The sequence below is a fragment of the Streptomyces sp. BR1 genome (assembly GCF_052373795.1).
GTDB lineage: Bacteria > Actinomycetota > Actinomycetes > Streptomycetales > Streptomycetaceae > Streptomyces.
In genome coordinates this window covers 3,198,576-3,218,346 of record NZ_CM126252.1, presented here as the reverse complement: position 1 = coordinate 3,218,346, position 19,771 = coordinate 3,198,576, and the positions used below count along the sequence as shown (strand labels likewise).

The window sequence follows — 19,771 nt, the reverse complement described above, 5'->3', positions numbered from 1 at the left end:
GCCGGTAGGGGACAGGCCAGGTTGGCACAACGGATCCTGGTGGACAACCGGTGGACAGCCGTGCGTGAAACTCCGTCAGAAACCTTCGTCACCCCCTGGCCAATGGGTGAAATTCACCGGTCTTCGAGGGGCCGTCGGGACTGTTTGGTTCTGACATGGATCGATGGCGAGAAGGTCGAATCACGGACGCGCGTGTGCGAAGGAGGTCGTTGAGGATGCACACCGGCGAGCCGAGTGCACTGCCAGCCGGGCGTCGAGCGCTGTCTCCCACTGCTCAGTCAGCCCAATCATGAGGCGCTTGTGTATGCCAGGGGTGACGCGGGCATTGGGTGCTGAGACAGAGCCGTCGATGTGGCCCCTTCGGTTGTCCACGAGGACCCTCCCGGTGCCCGGGTCTTCCATCTAGGTTCGGTGGGTGTGACACAGCCTGTGAGGTGTGAGGCCTTTGGCGGTTGAGAGCCAGCAGGCGTTGGCCCGGTTGCTGGCGCCGCGTCCTCGGGCTGGAACGTCGGGCCAAGGCTTGCCGAGCAGGCGTACGGGGCGGGCTTCTTGCAGTGCCTTCTTTGGATACCAGCCGCAAGACTGCCAGGGTGAACGGCAAACTCGCGAAGATCCGGCTCCACGCCGTTCGCGTCGCCATCAGGGCAGGGCCCCTGCCGTGCTCAGGACGGACAACCCGCTATACCGGGTGTCTCGCCACAGACTGGCAGGAAAGGCAGTGGATACTCGAGACGGCAGCTGACCGCCTTGGCGCACACGGCTTGTCTCTTCAGTCATGATGCTCACATGGCCACCATCCAGTCAGCAGCCGAGATCTCATCCCTCCTGGAGCGACTCAATGGGAAGAAGATCGCCGCGCTCCAGGTGCTCGGCGTCAACTCTCTCAAGTCCATTTCACCTCTTCCAGACGCGCTCGTGGGGGAGGCAGTGGCAGAGGTGGACGTCGCAGAGCGCATCATCACCATGCACACGGCCGGCCACCGCATCTCGTTCGATCTGCAACGTACGGGCCGGGTCGTGATGCTCGAATCTGCCGAGCCCTACCAGCATGTTGCTGGGGTTAGCCGCCCTACGGTCCGCCTTCTCACGGCTGACGGATCAGGCGTGGACCTGACCGAGCCAGCTAAGACGAAGCGGATCACAGTCACGATCGTGACCAGGTCTGAGTGACGTTGCCGCACCGTATGACTGGCTTTCCAGGCGGCCTCGATGCAGCTACTCTCGACGCAGGTATCTGAGCAAGTCATCGGGAGAAGCGATGGGCCGGCAGACGCAACGTAAGGACGACCTCCTGGTCTCCTCCAACTTCATCCGCGCAGTCCGGGAGTCGGGCTACGTCAGCCTCTCGACCGCCCTCGCAGAACTCATCGACAACTCGCTCCAGGCGGCAGCGACGAAGGTCGCGGTCACGGTCACGAGGCCCAAACCAGGTGGCCTTCCGGAGATCCGTGTGGAGGACGACGGCGAAGGCATGTCGCGCTCCCGGCTCGAGGCATGCCTCCGCTTCGGCGGCTCGTCACGCTTCGACGAAAGGCAGTCGTTCGGCCGGTTCGGCATGGGGCTGCCTGCCGCGTCCCTCAGCCAGGCGCGGCGAGTAGAGGTGACCTCATGGCAGAACGGTCAGGTGGCCAACCGGGTCTGCTTGGACGTTGACGCCATCGCGGCCGGGACCTCGGTTGATCTTCGGGCTCGCCGTCAGCCCGGCGTCACGACGGGGTCGGGCTGCCTGGTGACCTGGCAGCACTGTGACCGTATCGAGTACCAGCGCCTCGCCTGGCTCGAGCGTGCGCTGCGGCGGGACCTTGGACGCATCTACCGCCGCTTCCTCAGCAACGGGGACCTCACGTTGACCCTCAATGGGAAGCGGGTCGACCCGGTCGATCCCATGCTTCTCACGGCGAAGATCGAGGGGTACAGCGCAGGCTTGGCGTTCGAGCCGCTTCGCTACGAACTGGCAGCGTCGTCGGGCAGGACGGCCTTCGTTACTGTCCGGTTCGCGATGCTGCCGGTGCAGCACTGGCATCACCTGGATAATGCGACCAAGCGGCGCAGTGGCATCGTAGGCGGAGCTGGCGTCTCCATCCTCCGCGCCGGTCGCGAGATCGCGACCGGCTGGCACCTTATGGGGGCGAAGCGCAAAGAGAACTACGACGACTGGTGGCGCTGCGAGATCGAGTTTGGTCCCGTCCTCGACGAGCACTTTGGTATCACCATCAACAAGCAGGGAATCCGGCCTTCCCAGGTACTCCAGGAGGCCCTCGGGTCGGAGTTGGAGGCGATCGCCCGGCTTTTGAACTCACGTGTCCGCCAGGCTTTCGAGGAGGTCAAGTTTCAAGCGGCCACGGAGGCGTCATGCCGGGTAGCGGCGGCCGCGGATGTCGATCTACCTGTCATCCCTACGGTGGGTAGGGGATCAGGCGCCCTGAGTTACCGGATTGGATCCGAGCAACTCTCGATCGATAAGATGTTCGCCTCTTCTCTGAAGCGGCGCACGCTCGATGTCACGCTGAACGTTGACCACCCTGCCTTCGCAGCGTTGTACCGCCCGCTCCAGAAGTTGGGTGATGAGGCGGCAGGAGAACTCCGGACTGCCCTCGAACTGTTCCTCCTGTCCTTCGCCCGCACCACAACACTCCTCAGCCGCGACGGCCACAACTGCGACGATCTCCTGCGCATGTGGAGCAGGACCTACGGACGGATGCTCCAAAAGTCATGAAAGAAGAGGCCAAGCTCGTCCCTCTCAGCCTTCCGGCCGATGCCTCCCACGGGGAACGGCAAGGGTTCGCCCGGCTCTGCACCCAGCTTGCGAGCACGCCGGTGGGGGCTGAAGCCGTAGGCGACCACGAGCGGTGGATGAAGGCAGCCAAGATCAACAACCTGTACGACCAGCCTCTGCTCGCGGCAGCTGCTCACGTCGCCATCGATCTTGTGGATCAAGGCTGGACGGTCCGAGTGGACAGGTCTAAGACCGTCTTTACTCCCCCTTCGGTCCACGGCGACCGCAAGGTGGAGAAGGCCCGGATCCGACGTCAGGAGCACCTCCGCCGTGACGAACAGCTCAGAAAGAGCAGCGTTCGACGGTTCGTTGAGGGAATGGAGCGCACGCACCAGCATGGCGACCGATTGGTCTCCGTCTTCAACCTGATGCGTGACGGCCGCGAGCTGGCTGACGCGTTTCAGCGCGCCGGCGCGTCTGCGGATGTCATTAAGCCCTACGTTCAGATCGTCGACTCATCGACTTGTGGGCTGACCGGATTCAAACTTCACGACATCTGGCGTTACTTCCGCCACACATGGTCCAACGCCTACGCGACCGTGCCTGGCCGTTCGATGCCGATCCTGGTCCGGGACGCAGCCACCGAGTTTCACGCGGTGATCGGGTTGGCGGCCATCTCCAGCCCCGTCGTCCAGATTGCCGAGCGTGACCACTGGATGGGCTGGGAGACGGATCAGTTCCTCGAGCAGGTGCAAGCTGAGCCCACTGCTGATATCGCTGGCTGGCTGGCTCAGCGGATCGAGGGCCAGCAGCGCGAGATCTACGTTGACGATCTCCTTCGTGACGGGATTCTCCAACCGACCGACCTGGCAGCGCCCACGCCTGAGGTCATCGCTCGGTTGCGGGCCGATGCCGATCGGCATCGGCAGAGGCACCACCAGGCAAGCACGATCCGTGCGGTCCGCAACATCGACCGCGAAGCGTGGGTGGAGCGCGCCGAAACTGATCTATTTCGGAGCAAGCGTTCGTCAGCGCTCGCAGAAGCCCTAGAGATCGCCAGCCTGCTTGGAGGCTATCTCTCCCCGCCCACGATGGAAGGACTCACCAAGGCCTTCTCGGATCCTAAGGCCCGTTCGCAGATGCGCCGAGTGGTGCGTCGCGCACGTGGAGAGAGGGTCGGTACTGTCATCGCCGACCTCACCGTCTGCGGCGCCGTGGCGCCCTACAGCGCGCTAGCGGCGGGGAAGCTAGTGGGGGCTCTTGCCGTCTCGCCCCAGGTTCTGTCCGCTTACCGCGAGAAGTATGCACGCCCGAGCGAGATCGCGTCGGCGATGGCCGGCCGCCCGATCCTGCGTGAGCCCCGGCTCTCCTTCGTCGGAACCACGTCGCTCTACGGCACCGGTTCAAGTCAGTACAACCGACTGTTTTGGCCTGCTGACGTCATGGGCGGTGAGAGCGACATCCGTATGGGCTTTCACGAGCTTGGACGGTCACGGTCCTTCGGGACCTCTCACTTCTCCGATGAGACAGTCGACGCCCTGGTTCGAGCCTCGACGTTGAGCGGCTCGCTCGTCCGGGTCAACAGTCTCTTCGGCGAGGGTGTCAGCCCCCGACTACGTAAGGTCCGAGTGGGGCTGGCAGCTCTTGGCTGGCCCGCCAACGAGCTTCTCAAGCACGGACGGGAGCGCATCCTCTACGGGGTTCCTTTGGTCGAGAACCTGCGGGACTACTCGCTCGGCGTCGACCAGGAGCCGAGGTACCTGTTGAATCCCGAACTGACCGAGGCGGACGCCAAGGTCTCAGAGTGGTGGCTTGAGCGCTGGTGCCGACGGCGGGCCACACAGGAGCATGTTCTTGAGTCCATGCGCTCGCATCGGTTGGTCCGTCCAGTGGAGCACGGTGCCCGCGTACCGCTGCCTGTAGGAGAGGGAATGCCGGCGCCCGGCGAGGAAATGTTCCCTATCTCCGATTAAGAGACCGTTACCACTACTCCAGACGTCGGCGCCGGCCAGCGCGCTGCTTGGGAGGCCCTCCGGCACGATGACTACCGACGGGCGTGACCCGTCTCGTACTCAAGCGCGGATGCTTGAGCACAGAAGTCGTCATGCGATCGCTTGTGCCCGCGGGCTGTGCTACCCCGGGTTCCGGGAGCACAGCCCGCGGAGGACGGACGCTGGTGCTTGGAATGCTCTTGTTCATGCCTCGCCCAAGTCGGGTTTTGACGATCCTGAGACGTGCTGCAGGAAGCTCGAGTCGACTTCGATATCGCCCGTCAGACGCCATGCGCGACGTTCGTATGAGAGGTCTCCGGTCACCGTAAAGGGCAGTTGGCGCTTGTATGCCATTATTGCCCAGCCGTGATTCTCGCCAGCTAGCGGGACCTGGACTCGCAGAGTTTTGCCACTTACCTCCGCCGCTACGGTGATGATTGCTGATTCGTCGTTGCTGGATGCCGCATCATCCCGCGTGAGTGATTTGACGAGTCCAACCAACGTCTCCCGTCGTGTGGGCTCTTCCCTTCGTACGAGCCGCTCCCGGACTCGCGGGAGCCCATCAATCACATCGCGGTCCAGCACAATGGTTGCTAGTCCCACATCTGGCCTACGTTCAGCTGCTGCCCATTGGAATGACAAGTCCAGCGAACGAAGGTGTTCGGGCTGCGACATATCTTCGAGTGACTCGACCAGCCCTGCACTTAGCCCTAGATCGCTTGGCAATTCGAGGGCCTCCTGGTCCCAGGATTGCGTCAGGCGCTTTGTGGTCTCAAGTCCTCTGGCTAGGGTTTCCATGACCCGCCGAGGGAAGGTAATAGTTGGCCGCTCGGGGCTGGCGATAGCCTGAGCGCTAGGGTCTCCCAGGCGTGTTACGACAGTGAACACAAAACTGCCACGCTTCGTGTGCCCGAGGCGTACGTCTTCATCCAGGAATTCGCCTACTGCCGCTGGCCGGCGTCCCTTATGCGAGTGATGAGGGTCAGCGGTTGTGGTTGCTGCTGCCCTCATCATCTTGTAGATGGCTTGCAGCGTCCTTTCGGCTTGCTGGAAGGGGATTGTGCCGTCAATCATGCCTTGATCGATACGAACGAAAAAGAGGTCCGCACGTGTGGCAATGACGTGTTCCAGTAGCTGACCTGCATCCCAGTCATGAATGTGCCCGAGTGACTCGAGCGCGTCCACGAAGCGTGGCATGAAATCTGCGAAGTCCGTAGCAAGCGGGATCATGACACGTGGCGCGGTGGACAAGTGACCCGAGCCATAGCGCCAGACCTGACGAACATCGGGCTGTTGATGTTCCAGTTCCCAATCATGAGAAGCCAGGAACTGGGAGACAGCAAGAGGAGTCAACGCAGATGCAATATCGCGGTAACTGTCGAGTATGGATCGGTTCACCGCGAACCCTCCTCTGCATCGCCGATCGTCTTCATTATGCCCAAAAGCTGCTCGCCCGTGAACAGGTTGCGACGTGGCAAATGTACCGTGTGGTACTCCTTGATCGGGGCGTCGTATCTCAGGTTCTCGGCAGATTCCCAGAACATGCGGCTTCGCGTGAACAAGCCCCATTCATCGGTTCGTAGCCATGGCTCTGGTTCGCGTGGGATAAGGAGTACACCGAGATAGGCGGGGATGTACCGTTTCCTGCGTGTCAATTTCCGAAACGGCTTTGCCTTCATGCGCCAAGTCATGCTGTCATCTTTGAGCAGACTTTCTTGGTAGGTGCACTTCAGCTGGAGCTCGAACTGCGGACCGTAGTAACCGCGGTACTCCGTCGATGAAACGATCGTAATGTCAACGCCCTCATAGTCGGTCTCATGAGGTTTTATCGAGCATCCGGCGGCGTAGGCGATCATTCGCGTAAACGACACGCTGAAATGTTCCTGTAGTGCCGTGATCGGCACTTGCCCCTCTGCGAGGTCATCCTCACCCATGGCCTCTTCGAGGTCATCTGCCGGCATACATCCCCCTCCTGGTATCGCAGCCAGCGGTCAAAGTCACCCTGAAGTCTATTCTTTTCCGTTCATGGGCTATGTCACACGAACGACGGTTGCGGCTGGCGACGACAGGACCGCCACCAACGCCTCGGCGCCGATGGCGGTCCAGATCAGCTCAGCGCCTGCAGTACCTGCTGGCTGGCGAACGGGAGATTGCGAGAGATCACCATGTCGTCGATCAGGCGGACCAGTACGTTACCGGACTGCATTGCCGTACGTAGACCGTCAGTTGGCGCCAGATCAGGGCTTAGCGGGCCGTGCACGCCCAGGATCCACTGTTGGTCGCCATGCCTTGCCAGGATCGGCGCGGTGATCGTTCCAACTCCCTCAACGTCGATCTTGGCCCCTCGAGCGAAGGAAATGTCGTCGAGCGCTCGGCTGTTGAGGTCCTCGTAGAGCTTGTCAGCCGATCGTTCGAGTCGCTCCTCGTCCAGACTCGGCGGGGTTCCGTGGATCAGGTAGCGCAGCAGACTGGCACCGACGTGCCGGTCAAGGAGGTTGTGCTCGAATCGGTTACGGAAGCTGCGTAGACAGCGGTAACAGGACTCGTCGCAGTTCGCCGGGCATTCTTCGAGTCGCTCCAGCGTCAGTTCAAGGATTTCCACTCCGTAGTCGTTGACCCGTCGAGCGAAGCCAGCACCACCTGCGAGCGTGTCATACACATAGATCTCGGCCTCAAGGCCTTCTTTACCGAGGGGAGTCAGCGCAGGACGGAACTCTGCCTGTAGTTCCGTCGCCTCGATATCGAGCTTTTGGGTCGCGGCGATCGTCAGCGCCTCAGCGACCGTACGGAGCGCAACGTGTGTCGATAGCAGAGCTGGCCTCAACGTGATCGGCGAGGCCACCTTCAAGCGAACCAGAAGCACATCCGAAATGAAGTCAGTTCCCAGCACCAGACCCCGTGTTGAGCCTGTGCCGGGACAGTCAGGAGCCTTTTCGTCGGGGTAAGGCTTCTTGTGCGTACCGACGACTACCCCAGTCGCAGTCGCAGTCGGCTCGATAAGCCCGCAGCGCGTGCAGTAGGTGTATCCCTCGTTGCGTGGGCCGGTGTTGGTGACGAGCAGGGTTTCGCGGCGGTAGGTCTGTGCCATGCGATCGGTGACACGCTGCCAGGCAGTCTCCTCGGTCGGACCGGGCGCCATGAGTTTGGCGCGCGTGGCGTAACTGCGGGCCGGCGCGTCGTCTGGGCTTGTGCCCGGCGCCTTATCGGCCGGGTGCGCAAAGCCTGGCGGCCGCATCCAGTTCTTCGCCTTGCCGAACTTGCCCTCGGCACCGCAGGCTGGACAGTCACGCTCTTTCCCACGCTCTGCCGGGTCGTGAGGGAAGTGCTTGGCGTAATGGCATACCTGGCACTCGAAGTACAGCAGCTTGTCCCGCCAGGCCTGGAAGCGTTCCTCTTGGACCGGCGCGTAGATGGCACCGGAGGTCCACTCCTTGTTATCAACCCACACCACTTTGCCAGGTGCGTACTGGCTGAGGGCCACCGGGAGCCCTTGACTGGGCGCATAGTGGAACTCGGCCTTGAACGGTGTTGACCGATCAAGATCGAAGACGTGGAAGGCCACGACATCCGTCGGGAACGCGTAGCGCGGCAGCACCCCCTTGTACAGCAGCCGATCAAGCAGGTTCGTTTGGCTCCGCCGGGCGCTCGGCTCCTCGGCGCCGTCTTCAGCGGGACCCTCTGCCTCCACCTCATCGGGCTCCGGTGAGGCATCTCCCTCGGAAGTGGCTGGCAGACTCCCGTCGAGGTCCAGGTCAAGGGCCTTATCGATCTCACGGAGTGTGTTCGTGACGACACCGCTCAGAACGGCCTCGCGGTCCGCCTCACTCAGTTCATAAGGAAGCCACGACGCAATCTCCTCACGCAGCGCATGCTCCTCGGACCTCAGCCACTCTTCCAAGTCGGTCCGATTCAGGGGGGATGCTGTCCCTACGAATGCCTCCACAGTGCCGAGGACTTCGAAGAGCTGCGGCTGCTCGTCGGGCTCGATTGCTGGCAGCCGATCCTGGTGATAGCGCTGTAGCAGGTAGGCGATGACATGGCGACGCGCGATTTCGTCATTATTCATCGTCAGTACTGGGTCGTCGACTTCGCCGCGGATCATGAGCGCTGGCTGACGGAAGTAGTGGTCGTCATGTGTGTCGGCGCTTCCGAAGGCCAGTACGGTGGCGACAGCGTTGCCCCTACGCCCCGCCCGCCCTGCACGCTGCTGGTAGTTGGCGCGTGATGGGGGCATGTTGCGCAGCGCGACGCCGGTCAGGCTGCCGATGTCGATGCCGACTTCCATCGTGGTCGTGCAGGACAGAACGTCGATGGCGGCGCGTGACTGCTCGCCTGGGCGGGTCAAGCCGAGGTCGACGTCCTGGAACAGCAACTCGTGTTCTTCCGCCTTGGAGAAAACGGCGTCGGACTGGGCGGCATTGAGCTGTGCCGTGTGCTCGGCGGCGATGATGCTCAAGGGTGGCTCGGGCGGGTCACTCAAAGCCCTGGCCGCACTGGCCCGGTAGTAGCCTTTCCGTGCTTGGAAGATCGGATCCTTGTCGGGATCTAGCGTGCGAACGCGATCGTGCCCGCAGTTGACGCACCGGGTTGTTCCGGGAAAGGGCCGCTGCGTGAAGCGGCAGCGCTCACAATATCCCCACATGCCGCCGAGTTCCAGGGCAACGTGCTGGGCCAGCAACCGAAACTTGCCGGCCACGGGTTCGCAGAAGTTTGTGAGGAGTTTCTGCAGCCAGTCGTCCGCGAACTTCTTCTTTGCTGTCTTTGAACCGAGCCAACGCTCGATCGCTTGGAACTTACCCGTGTGCGGCTTGACGCCGCCCTTTGTCCTCCACCAGTCACCTTCGGTCATCGACGGGAACCAGATGCCTCGGGTTGGAGTGTTCCATTGCGCCAGCCACAACCGAACGAGCGCGAGTTTGGTGTCGGCGTTGCTTGCGACCCCGTCGATGTCTGGCAGTTCCGTCAACAACGTATCGGTGAGGTTCACCCGTTCACGGAGGGATGCAAGGCCCAGGGACGACAACCCGTAGTACTTGTCCGTTAGCGTCGCGTACATCGCCCTCAGCAGCGACTGTGGCGGATTGGCGGTGGTGAGCAGTGGGAACAACTCCGGTACATTGCCTGAGAGCGCACCCTTGTCGATTGCCTTCGCGACCGTGTCCAAGACCTGGAGGGTCTCCATGGGGCGAAGTTCCGGCCGCAGCCGCACCGACAGCACTCGCGCTCCGACCATGACGGCCACGTACAGGCGTTCCAAGCTGAGCGACGGCGCCAGGAATGGTTGATTCGCCAGTTCCTGCCATCCGCGCAAGATCAGCGGCCGAATGGCATCGCGCATCGAGTAGCTCTGAAGGTTGGGCGCAAGCCGCGCAGCAACCTGCCGGGAGTCGGAGAACGCGAGCACCTTGCGACCGCGTAGCGGCGCAAATTCGGTGTACGGCTGGGCACCCGGCGGTTGGACCTCGAGCTGACGTGTCACCAAGGCTTGGAACGGCTGGTCACCCTTCGTCTGGTGATCCTGCACCGAGGAACGACCGAATCCGGCGAGTTGCCCGCAGACACCGCATGGTTTGAACTCTCCGTTCGCCTCCGCCTCGCCATCACTGCCCTCGTCGTCACCCTTGACGACCTCTCCCCTTCGAAGCCGAGGAATGAAGACACTGCGGATGCGGGCACCGAGTTCTTCTGGATTGAGCCGGCCGGTAACGAGATCGATGTCGGCGGGCTCGACATCGCCATCGGAGGGGTCCTCAAGTAGAAGATCGAGTGCCTCGAGTTCGGGGATGGAACCCGATGCAGACTCGAACGATCCCCCCGGCTCATGCCATAGGTACGACGGCTCGATTACGTCGTCGGTATAGGTCCGTGCATAGGCGGAGCCGCAGTGCCTGCAGGTGTACAGTTCGAAGACTCGGGCACCACAGCCACAGGTTGCCCGCGGCTGGGCGTAAAGCTTGCCAACCGGCCCCGGGTCCGGGTGCACTTCCCGGTCAACCTCTGGACAATCGGGGTCGAGGCACGCCCACAGGCCGGGCAGCCCACGAAAGAATGCATGTACACGACATGGCAGCAGACCCGCGTCATCGGCCGACCGTCGTGCCGCACTACCGAGTGCTACTAGGGAAGATACAGCCCTATCGGCAAGCTCCGTCTCAACAGTCGGAAAAATGAGCGCGCTCAACTCACTCACCGGTTGTGCCCGCTGCATCGTCTCGTTGACGAGCAGATTCATCGGGTCGAATCCGCTGAGAGCATTGTGCAGCAGTTCACCGACCGCGACGCCCTCTTTTACGGCGACTTTTCGATAGTCCAGGAGCCCCTGAACAGCGGCGATGCGGGCCTCGTCGTCTTCACCCTCGTAGAAGTCGTGCATCGGTACGGCAGCGAGAGTTTGAGCGTCCTGGAGGCTCCCCGGCCCAGCGAGTTCTCGGAGAGCGAGACGACCTTCTACCGTCCTAAAGTCGGACTCGGACTTGCCGCTCAACTGCGCAGCGAACTGACGCGCGTACTCAGGGCTCGCGAAGCTCGCGCTCGTACAGATCACCTGCAGCCGTTCGGGCGTGATCCCAAGCCTTGCGCGAAGCCGGCGCAGCAGGAGAGCAACCTCGGCGCCGGCCGCGCCGCGGTAGAGGTGGGCCTCATCGATGACCAGGAGGAACTTCTCGTCAGGGTTGTTCGCCAACCAGGCCCGCGTCGCATCGAACACCGGCCGCTCAAGCGGGCGCATCAACATGTACTCAAGCATTGAGTAGTTCGTGATCAAGACATCCGGAGGTGCGTCGAGCACCTCGTGGCGCGTCAGGAGTTCGGGGTCGTTGGGCTGAAGCACGGCACGGACGAATTCCCCATCCTTGTTCTTCCAACGGGAGCCACTTTCGCCGTACCAGGCCTTCAGATTTGGCTTGGCTGGCCACTTGCCACGTGATCGCAGCTTGTCGATGAGAGCTGCCGCCTCGCCGTGCCCCTGCGACGAAGGGTCGTCTGCCCGGTTGATGAGGTGAACGTAGAAATCCTCGATCGAGCGAAGCCGTGCCTGGTCCTTCTCGACCTTCCGTACGCCCGGGTACAGGGTTCGGCTGGTGTAACGGGCGAAGCGTGCTGGGCGATCGGCCCACGCGCTGAACTGGGCCGTGACGCGCGGATCGCCGAGCAGGAGCCGAAGACGACCCAACTGGTCATTCACCAGCGCGTTCATCGGATAGAGGATCAAGGACCGCACAGCCGGAGCGGCGAAGGAGTCGGGCCTGTTCGCCGCCTCTGCTGCGAGCTTCGCCAGCATCGGCAGGAGGAACGACTCGGTCTTTCCGGAGCCGGTACCTGTGGTGACCGCAAGGCTAAGGCCGTCACGAGTCGTCCACTCAAGTGCCTCGGCCTGGTGGGTATAGGGCGGGTCGTACAGCAGTGGCTTCAGGTCACCAACGTGTGTTGTCAAGCTGCCGAAGAGCGCATGGACAGGTGCAGCGAGTTCGAGATCACCAAAACTTCGGTTCGTCTGATAGCGGGGGGTGCTCTCGATGAAGGGGGCTCGGAACAGCACGCCCTCTTGTTCGAGCAGCACACGACGCTGATCGATCACGGTGGGATGCCCCACGTGATAGGTCGCCTCGATGTAGTCCCGAAGGGCCGCCTGAATCTTGGTGACCGTCTCCGCGATCGTTGGCGCTTCCACTGTCACGCCACCCCTCCTTCTTCTCTGACGTCCATCCACAGCATGTCAGTGACGAACGCCGACATCTCGCCAATCACCGAGATCGGCACGCGATACGACATCAATGCGCCTCTCGTCCGTGAGGCAGGGGTTCCCATGAGCTCGAGGTAGCGCTGAGCCCAGCCGGGCACGGGCCCGAACAGGTCCAACACTCGGCTCCCGGGCGCCCCTGCAGTGGGCCGGACGTGCATCACCTGCGGGTTTCCGATCACGGCATCGATGGCTGCCTGGAAGCGCCACGCTTCGTCGTGCGCCGGCGCGTCAGAGGCCTCAACCGGCAGATCCACAAGTGCTCTAGGCGCGCCACGCTCGATCCGTACTATGCACCACAGGTCTGCACCGTAGGCCTGGGGCCGGCGAGCAACGAAGTCGCCGGAGTCGACGTCCGAGGGCGGTCGCCAGCGGCCGCGGTAGTAGCGAACTGACGCCCCAGGATCGATGATTGTTAGACCGCTGACATGGCCAGATTCTGCAGCCTGGTCCAGGCGCTGACGCATCGCAACGACGACAGCGGCTGCGCGATCCGCGCTCGGGTGTTTGAGCCAGTGCTCACGCCGGATCTCACGCAGGCTGGCGGCACGCAATCGGATAGGACCCACCTCGGGGTCCAGCTCGACGGACCGTGTATGGCCCTCGTACAGCACCTCCGCGTCCACAGACTCATCCACGAGCGGGGAGGCGTTCGGGCGTACGCCTAGCAAGAGGTACTGCCCGGGAGCCTTCGCCACGTACGAGGGAGGAGCCAGGTAGAGCTGGCGACTGCCACGATCCTCCTGGCAAGGTAGTTCGACCAGGTCACCAATCGACACCAAGAGATCCAGTTGTTCCGCCACCTGGCCGCGAGTAACCAAGCAGGACTCGTCGAGCGGGCTAATGGCTTCAAGGACGGCTTCCACGAGTCGACGTGGCGTCGCCGGACACAGGAACGAGGCCGCTCGGCGAAGCGAGGCGCATATCGCTTCCGTCGAGAACAGGTCAGTAGCCGTCTCATCCAGCCCCAGCGCACGGACCGCCCGTTCCGCAGCATGCGTACCACTGACCGGAGTTATGTTCATCGGCTACCTCCGATAACCGGCAGGTTTGACGCCTCTCGCAGGTCTTCAGTCCCGAGCACAGCGAATCGAGCTGCCCGAATGAGCGCAGGAGAGTGCAGCACACAGTCCAGGAGCTGGTCTCTTTCGGTCTCGTCCCAACTCGCGAGAGAGCCCGGTCTGGTCACAAGAGGAAGCAAGAAGTTTGCTGCGGTGTGCGGATCGTCGATGCCGCTAGCTGTAGCGATGATGCGGATCGCACTGGCGAATCCCCCGCTCAGCGCTGCCGGTGAGTCCGCCCATTGCCAGAGGTGGCTGGCAATCTGCTGAGCCGCAGCACGCTGCTTCGGATTCTGACCCACGAGTTCCCGCATTTCGTCCAACACATCCGGCGGCTTGCGATCACCGACAGGAATGCGTTTGCGTTCCAAATGAGCCCACCTGTTCCCTGCGGCAAGGGATACGAGGGCCGTCGTGATTGTATTGAGAACTTGTTCCCGCTGATGACGGGTGAACGGATCTGCCGGCGCATCGGCGTGAAGCCATCGGTGGTGACTGAAGACGAGTCGCTTCATCTCGGAGAGCGACTTGTCTGAGTATCGGATGATCGGACGGTCGTTTATTCTCTGGCGCATCCGGTTTGGCTCAGGTGGCAAGACGATGGCCGCGGTCACATTGCCAGACGTCGCCTGCAGCAGCCCTCCATTCGCCGGGACGGCAATTGGTCGACGGGCATCGCGGCGCTCGCCGGTCAGAGGTGTCTCCACCGGAAACAGGAGCACCTGAGTGTCATCCCTGCCCGTCCGATCGATCAGACGTGCCTCGTGCCCGCCATTGTGCCGCTTGGCAAGCACCCAGCGGAGCGGATGGAAGCCACGTTCGCAGACCAGGGACGCGAAACCTACTCCGCTCCGGGACACCGATACTTCGCACGACTCGGCCACGTCGTAGACGGCGAGTAGCTTTCTCTTGTGCAGTTCCTGATCTGCCAACCGTTCCCACGCGCTGTCGCTGAAGGGAAGCGAGATACTGTGATGCGCCTGTGCCAGCGTATTGCCAGCATCGTCACGCAGCGCAATCATGAGTTCCGCCTTCGTATCTAGCGGACCGTCGATCGAGAGGCTCGCCCCACCATCCCAGAGCTCGGTCAGTTTCGGACGAGCTGGCGTGGCGAACAGCCGGATGCCTGCTCCCTCCGTAGAGTCATCCAGGTTCGTGTGTGGGTCGCAGATCGTGATTGCGAGCGAACCGCTTGCAACAGTCGCACCCGCGCCTGCGTTCAGGAGCGCAACGTCCACCTCATGAGGGCCCACAGCGAGGTCCTCAAGGGCAAAGATCAACTCGGGCTTGGTGGCAGGCCACTTGAGCACGATGGGGAGGCTGCCGTCGATCGTCACGGCGCACATTTCCGTCGCCTGACTAGATCGCACCGCGAGCAGCGCCGGCTCCCCAGCGAGCCACTCGACAGCGCCCTCGCCGTCCCAAGCCCCAGGGACGAGCCCCACGGGCCGAATCGACACATCCGTCACCACTGACAACCCGGCCGCCGCAAGCTTGGCGATTTCCACTTCGCTAATAACTTCTGGAATCTTCACCTCGAAGGCGTGCACTCCTTCAGCCAGAACCGTTGCTTCAACGACGGACGGTAGCGCGGGCGGTTCACTATCGAGTCGTCCAACTAAACAATATTCGTGGCCGGGTCGCACGAATTTTCCCTTGACCTCAACGGCTAGCCCACCCGGTTGCTTCCGGAACACCCACCACGGGCCCTGGGTGATGGAGCAATGATCCGCGATCAGACTGTTAACCGCCGATGACCCTCGCTCCAGTTGGATAATGGGACTCTCGGGCCGAGGCCATGTGGACAGAGCGACTTCGCCTGGGTACAGCAGTTTTCCGCGGGGAAGCGGTTGGCGGCGACCCTCAATTTTCGGGCGACAATTCCGAAGTTCCTGACCAACTTGATCGTTCCGTGCCTGCAGCGGCGTGAGATCCGGCAGCTCCAATGAGGGACGCCAACCGCCGTCTATCAGTCGCAGGACTAGCTTCGGGTTAGTGGCGGCCGCAAGTGGCCGCCCCCGCTTCGCGGGCCCCGTGCTCGACTTCATAGGGAGGAATCCGCTTGAACGGACCAAGTTGGCGGAGTGCTTGGCACGGGTCAACCAGGTTCGTGACTGCCCTTCGTTGGTCAGGTCGTCGACCAGGCGAGTGAGTGTCGATCGCACCAGGTACGGGGAGTCCTCATCGTCGCCTGAGAGCATTGCGGCGGCCACCTGGCCGAGGAGGCTCTGGTTGTTGCAGAAAATCTGGAAACGCTCGCTGTATCCACCCGTGCGCGAAGCCAAGCATGCGCCAAGAGCGTTGGGATCGCTAAGGAGCTCCGCGGTCAATACCGCGCTTGACTCAAACAGAAGCTGCGCGAACTGCCGTTGGAGATCAGCCGGCATGATTGCGTGCGTGATTGGCCAAGCAATGATGTTGAAGTTGGCTGCAAAGCCTCCCTTCGGCTCGGCCCCGCCGTAGTCGGTTGCGAACCGCTTGAACCATTGTTTAATGCGCTGGCGATTGGTGGGCACACTCCAACCCGGACTGCTTTCCCAGCCTGGTGTCTTCTGAGCAAAGAGAGGCCAATACTCATCTCCAACGTACTCATAGCCGATCTCTGCTGCGTAAACTACAAAGGGTAGCCACCAGGTGCGGGAGAGAGCATCGAGTCCCTGTCCGACGGCCCCACGCACGGCTGTCAGAAGCAGCTCGAAGTCGCCACTGCTGAGGCTGTGCTCCAGCGCAAAGACGGGAGCCGCCGGCTGGAGGGCCTGGCGATGTTCGTGAAGGCTCCGGAAGTGGTTATGCAGTCGCTTGTGCAAGTACTTGAGGAGTTCTACCGAACCGTCGCGCGCCATCCCATCCATGCCTGGTGTCACCTCTCTTGGGTCTTGCATTGCCGCATAGATAGTCTCCGACAGAGCACCGACACCTGGGGGGTGTCACGCAAGATCGACACCTGTGGGTGGGAACTGACGTTCTTGTGCCGCCAGCAAGGGTCTAATGTGACAGGGTGTTGTTCCTGACGGGGGTACGTTGTATGCGGCCGAGCACCCACACTCACCTCGCGGCTTGATGGCACCCCCGGGCCAGGAGGGGTCGTGTCCCTTGCTGTGGTGTAGGGGATCAACGTGCGGGCGTGTTCGGGGTGTTGGGTAGCGCGGGGGCGCTTTCGGGGAGTTCGCGGTAGATCTCGCCCATGCTGCCTTCGGGGAGGTAGCGGCGGGGGAAGGCGATCCATTCGTCATGCATCTCGAAGAGCACGGCGGTGACCAGCCGGACCAGCGCGTCGTCGTTGGGGAAGACCTGGACGACGTCGATCCTGCGCTTGATCTCCCGGTTCACCCGTTCCAACGGGTTTGTCGACTGGATCTTCTTCCAGTGCCGCGGCGGGAAGTCCGCGAACGCGGTCAGATCCTCCTTCGCCTCCAACAACATGGCCCTGACCTTGGGGAACTGGGTGCCGAGCATGTCCGCGACGGTGTCCAGCTGAGTGCGCACGAGGCCGGCGGTGGGCTGGGTGAAGATCGTGCGGATCGTCGCGGCGACCATCTCACCGGAATCCCGGTCGATCACGCCGAAGGCGTTCCGCAGGAAATGAACCCTGCACCGCTGCCAGGCGGCGCCGAGCATGACCTTGCGGACCGCGGCGACCAGGCCGGAGTGCTGGTCGGTGATGACCAGGCGGACCCCGGACAGGCCGCGCTCCCGCAGGGAGCGCAGGAACTCCTTCCAGAACGCCTCGCTCTCGCTGTCCCCGACCATGAGGCCCAGCACCTCGCGGTTGCCGTCCTCGGTGATGCCGGTGGCGACCACCACGGCCCGGGAGACGATCTGGTGGTTCACCCGCGCCTTGCAGTAGGTCGCGTCCAGATAGACGTAGGGGAAGCGGACGTGGTCGAGCGGGCGTGTACGGAACGCGATCAATGGCTCGTCCAGCGTCTGGCAGATCCGCGAGACCTCGGACTTGGAGATCCCGCTGTCCCCGCCCAACGCTTTGACCAGGTCATCGACGCTGCGGGTGGAGACACCGTGCACGTATGCCTCCATGATGACGGCGTAGAGGGCCTGGTCGATGCGGCGCCGTCGCTCCAGCAGGCTGGGGAAGAAGCTGCCGGTGCGGACCTTGGGGATCTCCAGGTCCAGATCTCCGGCCAGCGTGGTCAGCACCTTCTCGCGGTGCCCGTTGCGGACGGTGGTCCGCGTCGGCGTGTGCTCGTTCCACTCCGCGCCGATATGTGAACTTGCCTCGGCCTCGATCAGCTCCTGCACCATCCGCTCGGCGATGGCGCGGATGAGCTCGATTCCGTCGGTCGAGCGTAGTGACTCAAGGAGCCGTATCAGTTCAGACTGGGACAGGGCCATCGTGTACTCCTCGTGGTTGAACTGGCCGTTCACCAAGGAGAGTTACGCGATGGCCCGCACCGTGTTCAGGGAGCGGCACTCACCCGTTGAAGTGCGCCCCGGGCAGACGCCCGCGCACTCCCGGCCACTGATCCCGTACACCACGACGAGGGACACCATCCCAGGAGGTCAACGGCGTACGCCTGGAGCGATTTGCTAGCCCACGCGGCGTGGACCTTCAGGGCGTTGACTGGATCGTCCTGGATCTCGGATCGTGATCGTCGGCTTCCCTCATGTTGGCGGCGGTGGAGGCGATGTGCAGTCGCCAGAGGCTGCTCTTACAACTGGCCGCTGAAGACTGGTGCTGCCCAACCGTGCGGGATGCAGCACAGTCGAACGCTAGCCCTCGTCGACCTCGCCTTCGACCTCGCGGTCCGCGTTCCAGCCCTGGCTCCCGTCGGGGATGCAAGCCGTGGCGTATCTCGATGGCGCCACGTTGCGGAGGCTGTGGGGTCGGCTCGTGCTGCCTGTCCCGACGAGGGCTCTGTGGGAGCGCCGGTTCCCTGAGCTGGTGGCACGACGGTCGTCTGCCGCGTAGTGGACGAGCTGCACCTGCGGCTGATCCGTCTCGGCCTGGAAGCGCTGGGTGGCGACTTTGGGTTCGCTCTGACCGGCGGGTATGCCGTTCAGGCCCATCACATTGTTCAGCGGCTCAGTGACGATGTGGACCCGTTCGCTCCGATCGAGTGCCGAGGCGAGATGCCCGCAGCCACGGAGCGGATCGTGGCCGTTCTGGGCGACAGCGGATACCGCGTAGAGATCCTCCAGCAGGCGGGAACCTATGTGCGACTCGTGGTCTCGGACCCGGTCAGCGGGCAGGAGACCAAGGTCGAGTTGGTTGCGGAGATCCTCCAGCGGCCGCCAGTGGGGGCCGGTGCTGCATCGGGACGATGTGGCGGCCGGCAGGATGGAAGCCCTGTTCTCCCGGGTCGAGGTCCGTGACTTCATCGACGTCGACGCCCTCATCCAGGCCGGGTACTCGCGGGAGCGGTTGATCGAACTCGCAGCCCAGCGGGATGCAGGCTTCGACAGGACCGTCCTGGCTCAGATGCTGGCCGGTGTCGGTCGATTCAGCGATCGGCAGTTCCTGGTGTACGGGGTTGATCAGGCCCGGGTCGACGGCATCCGCGCACAGTTCAAGGACTGGCGGCAAGAACTTCACAGCCCGGGCGCGGACGGTGCGCGTGCGGCAGCAGCCCGTTCTTCTTCCCCTGCTGCGAGCAGGGTCCGCGCGGATTCGGCCGTACCTTCCGGCCCAGTACCCCCGGCGGCCGGTGAACTCCACCGGTAACCTCCGAGCAACGGCCCCCGGCGTCACTGAGTCTGCTTTGCAGCAGGTGATCACAACCGGTTGTGATCACTCGTACGGGTGAATCTCTTGTTCTGGGAGGCTCTTTCCGCGTGCGTATGGATGACGCTGATGATCGGCCAGGGGCGTAAGACGCTGCGGCGTCGACCCGGGACATGGGGAGGGCGTGGTGACAGAGCAACTCGGGGCGGCCGGCGGTGCGGCCCTCACTCGTGAGGATCTGATGGCCTTGCCGCCCACGGTGGACCTACAGACGGCGAACAGGGTCCTCTCGATAGGGAGGTCTACTGGCTACGGTCTGGCGAAGCGGGGTGAGTACCCGTGCAAGGTCCTGAAACTCGGCAACGCCTACCGGGTAGTGACCGCCGACCTCCAGCGTCTGGTGGCGGTCGACGACACGGTGGAGGAATCAGTGCGCGTGATGCCGCCGCAGGATCTCAGGAACGCTGCCGCCCCGCATGAAGAAGTGACGCGACGTTGCTGCTGTCACTGCCGGTGTTGTTCCCAGCAGAGTTCGCGAGGACTCGACGACTTGTAGGTTCACAACAGGTGGCGTGGCGGGCTGCC

11 protein-coding genes and 2 pseudogenes are annotated in these 19,771 nt (G+C 62.9%); 6 read left to right on the top strand and 7 right to left on the bottom strand.

The genetic code is table 11. From position 1 onward, the window contains the following. Positions 1–88: 88 nt before the first annotated feature. A pseudogene (locus ACT1U9_RS13880) lies at positions 89–576 on the bottom strand (LacI family transcriptional regulator); the annotation flags it as partial. Positions 577–786: 210 nt separating this feature from the next. Here ACT1U9_RS13880 and ACT1U9_RS13875 point away from each other — a divergent pair. The 3 genes from ACT1U9_RS13875 (at position 787) to ACT1U9_RS13865 (ending at position 4,689) form a co-directional block, all read left to right on the top strand. Beyond that, entirely contained in the window at positions 787–1,170 is a 384-nt protein-coding gene (locus ACT1U9_RS13875; RefSeq protein ID WP_444538603.1) for a hypothetical protein, read from the top strand. Positions 1,171–1,258: 88 nt separating this feature from the next. Next, the gene (locus ACT1U9_RS13870) at positions 1,259–2,716 is read left to right on the top strand and encodes an ATP-binding protein (RefSeq protein WP_444538602.1); all 1,458 of its coding nucleotides are present in this window, start codon (positions 1,259–1,261) and stop codon (positions 2,714–2,716) included. Next, positions 2,713–4,689, top strand: a complete 1,977-nt coding sequence (locus ACT1U9_RS13865) for a Druantia anti-phage system protein DruA (RefSeq protein ID WP_444538601.1) — start codon at positions 2,713–2,715, stop codon at positions 4,687–4,689. Before ACT1U9_RS13870 ends, ACT1U9_RS13865 begins: the two co-directional genes overlap by 4 nt. A gap of 222 nt (positions 4,690–4,911) precedes the next feature. On the opposite strand, the gene ACT1U9_RS13860 is transcribed toward ACT1U9_RS13865, so the two are convergent. The 6 genes from ACT1U9_RS13860 to ACT1U9_RS13835 form a co-directional block, all read right to left on the bottom strand. Then, a complete protein-coding gene (locus ACT1U9_RS13860; protein WP_444538600.1) occupies positions 4,912–6,105 on the bottom strand; it encodes a hypothetical protein in 1,194 nt (397 codons plus the stop codon). After that, complete coding sequence (locus tag ACT1U9_RS13855) at positions 6,102–6,668, bottom strand: DUF4365 domain-containing protein (RefSeq protein ID WP_444538599.1); 567 nt, start codon at positions 6,666–6,668, stop codon at positions 6,102–6,104. The genes ACT1U9_RS13860 and ACT1U9_RS13855 overlap by 4 nt, the downstream gene beginning before the upstream one ends. Positions 6,669–6,814: 146 nt before the next feature. Further along, positions 6,815–12,382, bottom strand: a complete 5,568-nt coding sequence (locus tag ACT1U9_RS13850; protein WP_444538598.1) for a DEAD/DEAH box helicase — start codon at positions 12,380–12,382, stop codon at positions 6,815–6,817. Continuing rightward, positions 12,379–13,311 carry a hypothetical protein gene (locus ACT1U9_RS13845; protein WP_444538597.1) on the bottom strand — a complete coding sequence of 311 codons (933 nt, stop codon included), beginning with the start codon at positions 13,309–13,311 and terminating at the stop codon, positions 12,379–12,381. The genes ACT1U9_RS13850 and ACT1U9_RS13845 overlap by 4 nt, the downstream gene beginning before the upstream one ends. Before the next feature lie 155 nt (positions 13,312–13,466). Beyond that, positions 13,467–16,358, bottom strand: coding sequence for a hypothetical protein (locus ACT1U9_RS13840; RefSeq protein ID WP_444538596.1), 2,892 nt, complete (start codon positions 16,356–16,358; stop codon positions 13,467–13,469). A 259-nt stretch (positions 16,359–16,617) separates the two neighbouring features. Then, on the bottom strand, positions 16,618–17,856 hold the full coding sequence (locus ACT1U9_RS13835; RefSeq protein ID WP_444538595.1) for an IS256 family transposase: 1,239 nt from the start codon (positions 17,854–17,856) through the stop codon (positions 16,618–16,620). A gap of 576 nt (positions 17,857–18,432) precedes the next feature. On the opposite strand from ACT1U9_RS13835, the gene ACT1U9_RS13830 reads away from it, so the two are divergent. The 3 genes and pseudogenes from ACT1U9_RS13830 to ACT1U9_RS13820 all read left to right on the top strand — a co-directional run. Further along, positions 18,433–18,837, top strand: coding sequence for a hypothetical protein (locus ACT1U9_RS13830; protein ID WP_444538594.1), 405 nt, complete (start codon positions 18,433–18,435; stop codon positions 18,835–18,837). Further along, on the top strand, positions 18,803–19,186 hold the full coding sequence (locus ACT1U9_RS13825) for a hypothetical protein (protein ID WP_444538593.1): 384 nt from the start codon (positions 18,803–18,805) through the stop codon (positions 19,184–19,186). The genes ACT1U9_RS13830 and ACT1U9_RS13825 overlap by 35 nt, the downstream gene beginning before the upstream one ends. 241 nt (positions 19,187–19,427) lie before the next feature. Continuing rightward, a pseudogene (locus ACT1U9_RS13820) lies at positions 19,428–19,595 on the top strand (integrase); the annotation flags it as partial. Positions 19,596–19,771: the final 176 nt, after the last annotated feature.